The following is an 11,653-nucleotide window of genomic DNA, read 5'->3' on the forward strand; positions in this document are numbered from 1 at the left end:
CGCCGCTCTTTGTCGGAAGTGTTGAGTTCTCAAATGAAAACTTACGATACGCGAACACATTTTTAATTTAAAAATACAACCGGCGCGCTGGAACGTTTGCACGCAACTTAGCTCCAGTCCGTTAGGCAACCAGAATGAAACATTTTCTTATTTTAATAGCAGTTATATTCATTACAACTTTAGCGACTAGTTTTCAGTTAAAGCATGGAAAATATGTTTCTGTTTTGGGAAAAGAATATGGCAGTGTTGTAATTAGGGCTACGAAATCTGATTCATTAATAATATATGGTCATCCATTAGGTGAAACTTCAATAGTTGGAACGATAGATGATTCATTATTAATAATTGTAAGTGGTTGTTGTGAAGGCATTTGGTTTTTTAAGATTAATATGGTTGAACGAAAAAAATATTATTACAAACCTGATAAGAAATATTATGGTAATGAAGATATTATGTTAATTATTGATGAAAAAGGAATAAGAGAATTTTATAAATATCTTGAAGGAAATACCCATCCCTTATTTTTGGAAAAAGATTCGTTGTTTTCAAATGATCAAATCTATGATTATGAAAGAAAGTAAACTATTGGTTGCCTAACCAGTCGCTCAACCTGACGTGGTAACCGCGGCCGCAATATTTGTATTCAAAGTTGAAATTTCTAAACACAACATACGACACTTTTACTAATCGGTGAGTTAATCGACATTGCGTCCGCGTAAAAACGTTACCACGCAGGTTAGCTCCAGTCCGTTAGCCAGCAAGAAGAACCAGAATATGATAACAATATTTGAAACGCCAATTGATTCACCATTACTAATATCATTAACAGTTATCTATATCATTACGTCGTCAATAACTACTTTTGATAAAAGGTTAATTCAAGCCGTAAAAAGAGGGGATATTCCTGCGAACGAAGAAATGTTACCAACTTGGGTTGGGATGGTTGCGTGGTTTCATTGGGCGGTAGGTTTATCGATTTTGTTACTAAATTGGCAGTTCGCATTAATTGTTTTTATCGCAAAATTTATTTTGTCAGTTCTGCCAGTACTCGAAACAATTGGCAATGTGTTGATGTCTCAATTTCGTACAAAAAAATAAAGAAATCCTTGCTGGCTAACCAGTCGCTCAAACCGACGTTGTAACCGCTCTCGCGCTTAATTAGCGAGTGTTGAGAAATGAAATGACAACTTACGATAGAAATAGTTATCAGCAAATTAAAAAACAATCGCGACGCGCTGGAACGTTACAACGCGGCTTAGCTCCAGTCCGTTAGGCGGCATAAACTTTTCCAATCTTAAAATTATGGATAATCAATCTCAACGCGAACGAATGCTTCGTTCCTCCAAGCTATATAGATTGTACACTACTTTATCTGTTGCAATAGCTACTTTAGGTGTATTAATTACACTGATTCCAGTGTCGAATTATCTTGGGATTGATCTTGGTTTAAAGAGATATGACGAACTTCCCAGTGTCGTGACACGACAAGCAAATGAAATAGAAGGCCTCAGAGTTGTTATAGATTCTCTACAGAATCAATTATCCCATCTTCGCAAACAGATTATTGACAGCGCGTCAAAAATTGTTTCTCACAAGAAGCCATTGTCTTCAGATGAGTACAAATTGCTTCATAAGTCGTTGGTAGAATTAAATTCAAGATTGTCTTCTCTCGAAAAAGTGATTTTGGTTGATCCTACAAAAGCGATTGATATGATTTTATTTCAGAAGGAATTGCAAGCACTTAAAGCTACAAATCAGACAGATATACTTTTAGTTAGACAAGAAATTGATCGTATTTACGATTTAAATAAATGGTTAGTAGGTCTCATGTTTACAATGGCAATTGGTATATTGAGTTTAGCCATCGGAAATATATTTAGACCGAAAAATACAAATTAATAGTGGTGCCGCCTAACCAGTCACTCAAGCCGACGTGGTAACCGCGACGCGCTCTGAGTTTTGAGTGTTGAGTTTTCAAATGACAACTTACGATAGAAATGGTTATCAGCAATTTAAAAACACAATCCACGCGCTGGAACGTTACCACGCGGCTTAGTTCCAGTCCGTTAGGCCACACAAATGAATGTATCAGATAACAATCGTTGGGTCAGGGCAATGATACTGTTCGGAGTCGGGTACGCCTTCGTTGGAGTCACTTTCCCTGTGCTCGCCAATTTATCAACTTTAGGTGAGATGCAAAGCATTTCGCGTTGGGCCGCGTGGTTGGTCAGTGTCGTTGCATTTATGGTTCACATTGTGTACGAACATTTTCGGCAACGTGGTTCGCCCAGTTTAATTGCATTACATGCATCTTTAGCTGCCGCGTTGGGATCTTTCGGGCTTGCAGTCGCGGCGAACGTTCATGAATTGTTGGCAACTCCAAACTATCGTCCTTCACTCGCCTTGGCGTTGGTACTCTGGCCCATAATAACAGCAGTACCAGCGTTTATGGTTGCGTTTGCTGCTGCTGCCGGGCTCGGTCGAATACGGCCGATGAGTTAGCAATAGAATATGTTGTGTGTGGCCTAACCAGTCACTCAAGTTGACGTGGCAACCGCTTGCGCTTCAAAGTTTTTAGTGTCGTGAAATCTAAATACAACATACGTTACGAGACAGCATTTTTAATTTAAACTTTTAATCCAACGCTCTGGAGCGTTGCCACGCAACTTAGCTCCAGTCCGTTAGGCGCCCATGAAAAACTCATCAAAAATATTATTAAGCATTGTTTTTTTAATTTTTGGTGGCTGTAAATCTGATTTTAAATCTAAAAACGGATTAGAAATAGCCGATGTAAAATCAATATCGTTAATTCAGCCTGATACTTTAAAACGGACAGTAGTAGACGAGAAAAACGAACTAAGATTCATTTTTGGTGAACTTAATACTCTCTCAAGTAGAAGGGAGGGGAAAGTGAACCCAGAATTTGTAATAGAATTTTTAAAAAATGATGGCAGCGTCGTTAAAATGAGGATGGGGAAAGACTGTATTGGTCCGAATGTTCCTGCTTCCGATGTGGCTGAAAGATGGTATTTTCATAAAGATACATTATATCGTTTTTGTATTGCTAAAATTAGGCAAGGCGCCTAACCAGTCGCTCAACCTGACGTGGTAACCGCGACGCGCTTTGAGTTTTGAGTGTTGAGTTCTCAAGTGACAACTTACGATAGAAATAGTAATCAGCAATTTAAAAACAGAATCCATCGCGCTGGAACGTTACCACGCAGGTTAGCTCCAGTCCGTTAGGCAACAGAAAAAAATATCCTACTTGAATAAACATAAAAAAATATTCTATTCCAGTGGAATGATATCACTTGTTGGATTGCCACTGTTGTTTTTTATGTTTTACAACCAGCTAATCGAAGAGAGAATAGGATTAAATTCATTTCGAATTGATCTACCGGTAAATGGAAGTAGTGCTGGAACGTATCCTCAAAATGTTATGGGTTATTACCAAAAAGTAGTTGTGAATTTCACTAAGGGTGACGAACCTGAACAGATTAAGAAATTTCAAAAGTATCATCAAAATATTGAACGCCAATACACCGACGAGCAATTCTATTTTGAAATCAATATTGATAAAGAATGTTCTTACAACTTAGTAATCCAGGTTCTAGATGTCCTCAGCCAAGATTATTACTGGATATTTCCTTATAAAGGTGTCTTTTATGCAAAACGGATTACAAGTGAATGGAGAATGAAATATGCTCTTCTCTATCCTAAAGCAGTAGCTTATGAACATTTAACTGATAAACAAGAGTATCTAAATTTATCGAATGGACAAAAGAATGCGATAGCTATTGTTCTAATATTATGGTGTGCTCTATTATCGGTAGAGGTGTTTAAAATAATTAAACAATATTCTGTTGCCTAACCAGTCGCTCAAGTTGACGTGGTAACCGCGGCGTTGGTTTTCAGTCGAATGTTGTAAAATGAGAACACAACACACGATAGCGGAAGAAATCAGCAATTCACAAAATGTATTTCGTGGCCGCGATAAAACGTTACCACGCAACTTAGCTCCAGTCCGTTAGGTTGCACAACATTCTACCATTATCAATAAAACCAATATGCAATTTGTAATTATGACCCCAAATAGAAAAGCGCAATTAGAAGCGCTTGGTAGAATTGTGGAAGCAATGAGCAATGTTGAACTTAACGTAATGTTATCGTTTTCAATGATGGCTAAAATTGAAATTGGAGTAATTCAGTCTATGCTTGCAGGTGAAAGTATCGGTAAAATTCTTGCGATGTTAGAATCCGTATTTGCTTATAAAGTTAAAGATGAACAATTGTTGAAACCTTTTAGTTTGGCGCTAGACAAGTTGCGGAAATCAATAAAAGCGCGAAATGATATAATGCATTCAATTTTATTTGTTTCTGATGCAGAATCGATTCATAGACTTAAGATATCAAAAGGCGGCAACGAAATGCCAGTAAAATGGGACCCTGTGGACGTCGATATAAATGGATTAAATAAAATCGCTGATGACATAATGTATGCAAATCAAGAGTTTATACATTTCTTTACTCAACATTTTACTGTTTAATTATGTGCAACCTAACCAGTCACTCAACCTGACGTTGCAACCGCTTGCGCTCCGAGTTTACGAGTGTTGAGAAATGAACACACAACATACGATAGCGATAGTTATCAGCAATTTAAAAACATTATCCCGCGCGCTGGAACGTTGCAACGCAGGTTAGTTCCAGTCCGTTAGCCCGCTCTGCTGGCGGCAAAATAAAATGTTGCTCAAGTTTTGCAGTTCAATTTAAGGTTTGTTGTAAAATCAAAAAAGCAAATAAACAGTTCTTTAACCTTCAAAAGTTGTTGTTCAATTAAACGTGGCTTACGCCAACCGCCAGCAGTGTAGCGCAAGAAAAAATAGTGTAGCGGGCTAACCAGTCGCTCAAGTTGACGTGCAAACCGCCGTCGCTCTTTGGCGAAAGTGTTGAGTTCTAAAATGACAACTTACGATACGCGAACTCATTTTTAATTTAAAAATACAACCGGCGCGCTGGAACGTTTGCACGCAACTTAGCTCCAGTCCGTTAGGCCGCTCTTATTAATCACTATCTTTAAAGGAGGATAATATGCTTCGTTATAAAACTACAAATATTGTTGTTTCCATAATTATATTATTGGTAACACAATTTGCCATTTCTCAACCAGGCAAAATTGATATTAAGGAAACAACTGACTCCGTTACTCTCACAACCCTTGAAGATATAACAATGAACAAAGATGACAATATTCTATTAAAGGATGTAAAGTTACCTTTTACTGGAATATGTAAAGTGAAAGCTCTCGGTTCTTTTCGAGCAAACAAAGGGACCTATTATTACATGATTTGGCTTAGGGCGGGTGATTATTGGAAGCAAGAAGCTGGATTACCGACCCCCGGTCCTACGTTAGTTGGATATGATGGTAAACAATTTGGCTTTTCTCCACAGGGCGATATATTTTCTTGTTATACAACCATACCTCGTGATGGCTATCTTCCGATTAGATTGATCCTCAGCGAATCCCATAATGTACACGACAATGCTCCTGATGATAAATCACCGATGACAATTTTAGCTGGATTTAAAATTGTTATTTCTCGGTTAATAAAATAAGTTAACTAAGTAGGCGGCCTAACCAGTCACTCAAGCCGACGTGGTAACCGCGACGCGCCTGAGTTTTTAGTGTTGAGTTTTCAAATGACAACTTACGATAGAAATGGTTATCAGCAAATTAAAAACACAATCCACCGCGCTGGAACGTTACCACGCGGCTTAGTTCCAGTCCGTTAGAACGCAAAAAAAATCATTGTGCGATTCCACCTATTGGGTGTAATTGCATTTCACAATTAAATAAATGGAGGGACAGATGAAAAAAGTTTTTTGGTTTCTTTTTTTAGTGTTTTGTCTATTTACTAGTACGAATCCATTAAATTCCCAATGGATCAAGACGACGCTTGATAGCGTTTGGGTTTCATCATTTGCCGTCTCTGGCACGAATCTCTTTGCCGGGACTGTTGGCTGCGGCGTTTATCTTTCCACCAACAACGGCACAAGCTGGACTACAGTGAACAATGGTCTTGCAAAAATTGGTACTAGTTCTCAATATTATACTGTGCAAGCGCTTATTTTCAGCGGCACGAATCTCTTTGCCGGGACTGATAGCGGCATTTTTCTTTCCACCAACAACGGAACAAGCTGGACTGCGGTCAATTCCGGCTTGACGAAACTTCTTGTGATGACGCTTGCCGTCTCTGGCACGAATCTCTTTGCCGGGACTGAGCGCAGTGGCGTCTTTCTTTCCACTAACAACGGTACAAGCTGGACAGCTACCGGATCGGATTTGGGTTCTGTGCGTACTCTTTCTGTCTCTGGCACGAATCTCTTTGCCGGGACTGATGGCGGCGGCGTTTATCTTTCCACCAACAACGGCACAAGCTGGGCTGAGGTCAATACCGGATTGACGTACAAAATTGTCTTTTCGCTTGCCGTGTCGAGCACGAATCTCTTTTCTGGGACTTGGGGCGGCGGAGCTTTTCATTCCACCAACAACGGTACAAGCTGGACTGCGGTCAATAACGGCTTGACGGACCCTTATGTCAATGGTCTTGCCGTGTCCGGTACGAATCTCTTTGCTGGAACTAGCCACGGTGTCTTTCTATCAACCAACTACGGCACAAGCTGGACTTCAGCGAGTACCGGCTTGACAAGCACTTATGTCCGTGCTCTTGCCTTCTCCCCCAATGGGGCAGGAGGCACGAATCTTTTTGCCGGGACTTCTATCGGCGTCTGGAGACGCGCCTTGTCGGAGATGATCACCTCAGTGGATAGGCTTTCGAGCGACTTGAAGACGCATTTCAGTCTTAACCAGAACTATCCGAACCCGTTTAATCCCGCGACGACTATTTCCTTTAGTCTTTCATCAAAATCGTTTGTATTATTGAAAGTTTTTGATGTATTGGGAAAAGAGGTCACTACAATTCTGTCGAAAGAATTGTCTGCCGGTACATACTCACAAAAATGGAACGCAGAATATTTGATGAGTGGTGTCTATTTCTATCGTTTACAAGCGGGTTCATACACAGAAACCAAAAAACTTCTTTTGTTAAGATAATGTTTAACTGTAATTATTGTTTTGCAAACTATTAATTAAAGTTTTCCCGTTTGCGTTCTAACCAGTCATTCAAGCTGACCCCGCAACCGCTTGCGCTCTGCAACTCAAGTGTTGAGTCGTCAACTTACAACTTTGGATACGAAAGCTCATTTTGAAATCAATCAACACTTCCCTACGCTCTGGAACGTTGCGGGGCAGCTTAATTCCGGTCCGTTAGGGCACACGGAATATATATTGTACCAAATACCGTAAATAAATATATGACCAATACCGAACGGAAATTAGACGAATCTCGATATTTTCTTAATCAATTAAATCCGCGAGATCCATTTTTTGATTACATATTAAGTGCTTTTCTTAATGCTGCAAGAAGTACTACGTGGATAATGAGATTTGAATTTGGGAAAGTTACTGGTTGGGAGGAATGGTTTAATACGTGTGATATTTCTGATGAACAGAAAATACTGTTAAAGGAAATCAATGATCTACGTGTTTCCAGCACTAAAAAGGCTGGTGTTAAAACGGATTTTTATTTTCTTGAACATATCGCTGTTGACGAGGAGTATTATTCAGTTATTAAAGATTTTCAAAAAGAACCTGACGGTACAGAATATAAAATTACTATAACTACACCAGATGAACCACCATATGTGCCAGAAAGTGAAAATTCATTTCAATTTACTGGCACTGTTAAAATAAACAAAGATGAATCCGAATTATCACGCGAATCGATACATAATCTTTGCACTGAATATTTTACTTTTCTTCAAAAACAAGTATCAGTTTGTGTCACCAAATTCGTTAAGATTAGTCAAAAATAATATTCAAAATCGTGTACCCTAACCAGTCACTCAACCTGACGTTGCAACCGCTCGCGCTCTGAGTTTTCAAGTGTCGAGAAATGAACACACAACATACGATAGCGATTGTTGTCAGTAAATTAAAAACACAATCCCACGCTCTGGAACGTTGCAACGCAGGTTAGTTCCAGTCCGTTAGGCAGCTTTGACAAGGACAATCAATATCAGAAAGGTAAATCTCCAATTGACATAAATTGATAAATAGTGTTTTGAAAATTCAACTATTGTCAAAAAATATTAAAGGATCAATTATATGAAACAGATGATGATTATCTTCGCAATAAGTTTGATTTTAATATCTTGTAAAAATGAGGACTTAATAACAAATCAAACAACATTAAATGAAACTGTTACAGATTATTATCCAATGTCAATTGGTAGTTACTGGGTTTACAAAGTATATGAAGCTGATACATCCTTAGTATTTTCTGATGCGGGTTTGTTAGATAGTATTGTAGTTACAAAAGATTCATTGGTGAATGGATATTCTTACAAAGTATTTAAAAGTTCAATATTTGGAGTGAGTTTATATAGAGATTCATCCGAAATGATTGTAAATAATGACGGTGAGAAATTACTATCTCTAAATAAAAAATTAACATTCATCGAAAATCGATATGTTCTTCCAAATGATACGATGTATTATTTGACCTCTGTTCTTTCAAAAACGGATTCTACATTTTCTGTCTTGGCAGGAACATTCAACTCAAAATATATTATTGGCACGATAAAATATATGGAAGAAAATCCACCTTATATGAAACAAAGAAATTACAAAACAGCATATGCTAAAAATGTTGGCCTTGTTTACAAAAGATTATTTTATCTTTTTGGCCCTAATTATTTGGAATACAAGTTATTGCGCTATCAAATAAAATAATGAAAGCTGCCTAACCAGTCGCTCAACCTGACGTGGTAACCGCGACGCGCTTTGAATTGTGAGTGTTGAGTTGTCAAATGAGAACTTACGATACGAACAGTTATCAGGAATTTAAAAACAGAACCCCGCGCGCTGAAACGTTACCACGCAGGTTAGCTCCAGTCCGTTAGGCCGCTGGTATTTCCTCACATCATATAGGAGTCGATCATGGCCTCGTCAAACAATCACGAGCAGTTCGTCAGAGAAGCAATTGGACTCTCCAGTCAAGCGCGCAACAATGGAAACGAACCATTCGGCGCTCTTCTGGTCTTAGATGGTCAAGTTGTTCTCACTGCCAGGAATTCCGTAAACACAGATCATGATCCAACTGCGCACGCTGAAACAAATCTTGTCACCCAAGCAATTCAGCAACTAACGCCTGAACAGATCAGACGCTCTATCCTCTATACAAGTTGTGAACCTTGCGCAATGTGTGCTGGGAAAATGTATTGGGCCGGAATCCGATCCGTAGTTTATGCGCTTTCGTCTGTAGAACTCGTAGCGTTGGCTGGACCATACTTTCTTGTGCCCTGTCGCGAACTATTCGCACGTGCAACTGAACCAGTTAGGATTATTGGACCACTGTTGCTCGATGAAGCGCGGATTGTCCACAATGGCTTTTGGAACAAGTCGGCGGCCTAACCAGCGGCTCAAACTGACCCCGCAACCGCTGGCGCTCTGAAACTCAAGTGTTGTGTCGTCAACTTACAACATAGGATACGAAAGCTCATTTTAAATTCAATCAACACTTCCCCGCGCTCTGGAACGTTGCGGGGCAGCTTAGCCGCGGTCCGTTAGGGCGCAACAAGCCAAACTAATTAAATAGAGGTAATAATGAAAAAGGTTTTCATCTTTCTTTTAATTAGTAGCACTTTTTGTGCATTTGCATATTCTCAATCCACGGGAACCTAAAAAACAGTGGTAATATTCTCTGGAAAAGGAAATGAAACAACGGATGATTTCTATATCACATCATCTAAATGGAGGGCATTATGGACTGTCGAAAAACAATTTCCTGATCCTGAAATTGGTGTTTATTTCGCAGCATTCGTGTATAAAGATGATAAGATACTTGAAATGATGGGGCATGTAAGTGAAGAGGGAAATGGTAAATCAGTATTTCGTTCTAAAGGCTCTCATTATTTAAAAACGAATTGTGTTATGGCAAAATGGAAAATTGAAATTCAAGAATATATTATAAAATAAGTTGCGCCCTAACCAGTCGCTCAACCTGACGTGGTAACCGCGACGCGCTTTGAGTTTGCAAGTGTTGTGTTCTCAAATGACAACTTACGATACGAAACATCATTTTAAATTTAAAAACAGAATCCATCGCGCTGGAACGTTACCACGCAGGTTAGCTCCAGTCCGTTAGCCCGCTCTGCTGGCGGCAAAATAAAATGTTTCTCAAGTTGTGTAGTTCAATTTGAGTTTTGTTGTAAAATCAAAAAAACAAATAAACAGTTCTTTAACATTCATAAGTTGTTGTGCAATTCAACATGGCTTACGCCAGCCGCCAGCAGTGTAGCGTTTCAAAAAAATAGTTTTAGCGGGCTAACCAGTCACTCAAACATGACGTGCAAACCGCGACGCGCTCTGAGTTTTGAGTGTTGAGTTCTCAAATGACAACTTACGATACGCGGTATCATTTTCAATTTAAAATCATTCCCGGCGCGCTGGAACGTTTGCACGCAGTTTAGTTCCAGTCCGTTAGCCCGCTCTGCTGGCGGCAGAAAGTGGAAAGAGAATTCAAGTAAAGTTGCCTTAAATGGCAATTGATTTTGCCTCAAAAGGCAAACAACCAGTTTCTGTAATTCAAGTTTAGTTGTACAATTCAACGTGGCTTACGCCAGCCGCCAGCAGTGTAGCGTTTCAAAAAATAGTGTTGCGGGCTAACCAGTCACTCAAACATGACGTGCAAACCGCGACGCGCTCTGAGTTTTCAGTGTTAAGTTCTCAAATGCAACTTACGACAGCGATAGTTATCAGCAATTTAAAAACACAACCCGGCGCGCTGGAACGTTTGCACGCAGTTTAGCTCCAGTCCGTTAGGCAGCACTCTAATGAAAAAGTCCGTTAAGTTACCAGTTGTTTCCAAAAATGTGAGTGATTACCCACAGAAAGCTATTTGCCCAGTTTGTGGTGTGCAAAAAGTATTTGAGCCACATTCGTTTGCCGCTATAGATGGCGGAGCTTTACTAATGAACCGTAGGAATGATTCTGGCACCACATCGAGTACACTTGATGCATTTATGGGTTTAACATGGCACGGTGGACATGATGTAGGCAATGGTAAAGATCGAGAGATATATACTAAAATCAATATTGCTAAAGATGTTCGTGGTGGATATTTCTGTTTATATTTTTGTTCAACAAAATGTTTGCGTTTATTTTTGAATAGTTGTGTCGACGAGCTAGAAACATCTATAAAAAAAGCTAAGCGAGACTATTCTCGATGGCCAATAAATAAGAAACGATCATAAAGTGCTGCCTAACCAGTCGCTCAACCTGACGTGGTAACCGCGACGCGCTTTGAGTTTTAAGTGTTGTGTTCTCAAATGACAACTTACTATACGCGACATCATTTTAAATTTAAAAACAGAATCCCACGCGCTGGAACGTTACCACGCAGGTTAGCTCCAGTCCGTTAGGCCGCAGTTGTTGCAGGCCGCATCTAAAGGAAAAGCAGAATCAGCAGTTCATCGTACGCTTTCATTAGCTGACTACGATTTAACAGAAAAGACTTTATGTCGGAGTTTA

At 39.4% G+C, this 11,653-nt stretch carries 14 protein-coding genes; all 14 read left to right on the plus strand.

Annotation, left to right across the window (positions count from 1 at the left end; translation table 11 throughout):
* Positions 1-134 precede the first annotated feature (134 nt).
* The 14 genes from WDA22_17575 to WDA22_17640 all read left to right on the plus strand — a co-directional run bounded on the left by WDA22_17575 (position 135) and on the right by WDA22_17640 (position 11,376).
* Positions 135-581, plus strand: coding sequence for a hypothetical protein (locus tag WDA22_17575; protein MFA5835294.1), 447 nt, complete (start codon positions 135-137; stop codon positions 579-581).
* A gap of 193 nt (positions 582-774) precedes the next feature.
* A complete protein-coding gene (locus tag WDA22_17580; GenBank protein ID MFA5835295.1) occupies positions 775-1,098 on the plus strand; it encodes a hypothetical protein in 324 nt (107 codons plus the stop codon).
* Positions 1,099-1,302: 204 nt separating this feature from the next.
* Entirely contained in the window at positions 1,303-1,899 is a 597-nt protein-coding gene (locus WDA22_17585) for a hypothetical protein (protein ID MFA5835296.1), read from the plus strand.
* Between the two features lie 426 nt (positions 1,900-2,325).
* Positions 2,326-2,502 (plus strand): hypothetical protein, encoded by a 177-nt coding sequence (locus tag WDA22_17590; protein MFA5835297.1) that lies wholly within the window; start codon positions 2,326-2,328, stop codon positions 2,500-2,502.
* Positions 2,503-2,691: 189 nt separating this feature from the next.
* Positions 2,692-3,087, plus strand: coding sequence for a hypothetical protein (locus WDA22_17595; GenBank protein MFA5835298.1), 396 nt, complete (start codon positions 2,692-2,694; stop codon positions 3,085-3,087).
* Positions 3,088-3,301: 214 nt separating this feature from the next.
* Positions 3,302-3,871 (plus strand): hypothetical protein, encoded by a 570-nt coding sequence (locus WDA22_17600; GenBank protein MFA5835299.1) that lies wholly within the window; start codon positions 3,302-3,304, stop codon positions 3,869-3,871.
* A gap of 196 nt (positions 3,872-4,067) precedes the next feature.
* Positions 4,068-4,547: a hypothetical protein gene (locus WDA22_17605; protein MFA5835300.1), complete on the plus strand. Its 480-nt coding sequence runs from the start codon at positions 4,068-4,070 to the stop codon at positions 4,545-4,547.
* Positions 4,548-5,091: 544 nt separating this feature from the next.
* Positions 5,092-5,616: a hypothetical protein gene (locus tag WDA22_17610; GenBank protein ID MFA5835301.1), complete on the plus strand. Its 525-nt coding sequence runs from the start codon at positions 5,092-5,094 to the stop codon at positions 5,614-5,616.
* 253 nt (positions 5,617-5,869) lie between these two features.
* Positions 5,870-7,114, plus strand: a complete 1,245-nt coding sequence (locus WDA22_17615; protein ID MFA5835302.1) for a T9SS type A sorting domain-containing protein — start codon at positions 5,870-5,872, stop codon at positions 7,112-7,114.
* 260 nt (positions 7,115-7,374) lie between these two features.
* Positions 7,375-7,935 carry a hypothetical protein gene (locus WDA22_17620; GenBank protein ID MFA5835303.1) on the plus strand — a complete coding sequence of 187 codons (561 nt, stop codon included), beginning with the start codon at positions 7,375-7,377 and terminating at the stop codon, positions 7,933-7,935.
* Positions 7,936-8,227: 292 nt separating this feature from the next.
* Positions 8,228-8,854 carry a hypothetical protein gene (locus WDA22_17625; GenBank protein ID MFA5835304.1) on the plus strand — a complete coding sequence of 209 codons (627 nt, stop codon included), beginning with the start codon at positions 8,228-8,230 and terminating at the stop codon, positions 8,852-8,854.
* 207 nt (positions 8,855-9,061) lie between these two features.
* On the plus strand, positions 9,062-9,535 hold the full coding sequence (locus WDA22_17630) for a nucleoside deaminase (protein MFA5835305.1): 474 nt from the start codon (positions 9,062-9,064) through the stop codon (positions 9,533-9,535).
* 276 nt (positions 9,536-9,811) lie between these two features.
* Positions 9,812-10,099, plus strand: coding sequence for a hypothetical protein (locus tag WDA22_17635; GenBank protein ID MFA5835306.1), 288 nt, complete (start codon positions 9,812-9,814; stop codon positions 10,097-10,099).
* An 857-nt stretch (positions 10,100-10,956) separates the two neighbouring features.
* Positions 10,957-11,376, plus strand: a complete 420-nt coding sequence (locus WDA22_17640; protein MFA5835307.1) for a hypothetical protein — start codon at positions 10,957-10,959, stop codon at positions 11,374-11,376.
* The last annotated feature ends 277 nt before the right edge of the window (positions 11,377-11,653 follow it).

Source organism: Bacteroidota bacterium, from assembly GCA_041658205.1.
GTDB lineage: Bacteria > Bacteroidota > Ignavibacteria > UBA10030 > UBA8401 > UBA8401.

Bases quoted from the DNA above. Each gene is read 5' to 3' on its own strand.
- WDA22_17575 (MFA5835294.1), top strand. From the start codon at position 135: ATGAAACATTTTCTTATTTTAATAGCAGTTATATTCATTACAACTTTA.
- WDA22_17580 (MFA5835295.1), top strand. From the start codon at position 775: ATGATAACAATATTTGAAACGCCAATTGATTCACCATTACTAATATCA.
- WDA22_17585 (MFA5835296.1), top strand. From the start codon at position 1,303: ATGGATAATCAATCTCAACGCGAACGAATGCTTCGTTCCTCCAAGCTA.
- WDA22_17595 (MFA5835298.1), top strand. From the start codon at position 2,692: ATGAAAAACTCATCAAAAATATTATTAAGCATTGTTTTTTTAATTTTT.
- WDA22_17600 (MFA5835299.1), top strand. From the start codon at position 3,302: ATGATATCACTTGTTGGATTGCCACTGTTGTTTTTTATGTTTTACAAC.
- WDA22_17605 (MFA5835300.1), top strand. From the start codon at position 4,068: ATGCAATTTGTAATTATGACCCCAAATAGAAAAGCGCAATTAGAAGCG.
- WDA22_17610 (MFA5835301.1), top strand. From the start codon at position 5,092: ATGCTTCGTTATAAAACTACAAATATTGTTGTTTCCATAATTATATTA.
- WDA22_17615 (MFA5835302.1), top strand. From the start codon at position 5,870: ATGAAAAAAGTTTTTTGGTTTCTTTTTTTAGTGTTTTGTCTATTTACT.
- WDA22_17620 (MFA5835303.1), top strand. From the start codon at position 7,375: ATGACCAATACCGAACGGAAATTAGACGAATCTCGATATTTTCTTAAT.
- WDA22_17625 (MFA5835304.1), top strand. From the start codon at position 8,228: ATGAAACAGATGATGATTATCTTCGCAATAAGTTTGATTTTAATATCT.
- WDA22_17630 (MFA5835305.1), top strand. From the start codon at position 9,062: ATGGCCTCGTCAAACAATCACGAGCAGTTCGTCAGAGAAGCAATTGGA.
- WDA22_17640 (MFA5835307.1), top strand. From the start codon at position 10,957: ATGAAAAAGTCCGTTAAGTTACCAGTTGTTTCCAAAAATGTGAGTGAT.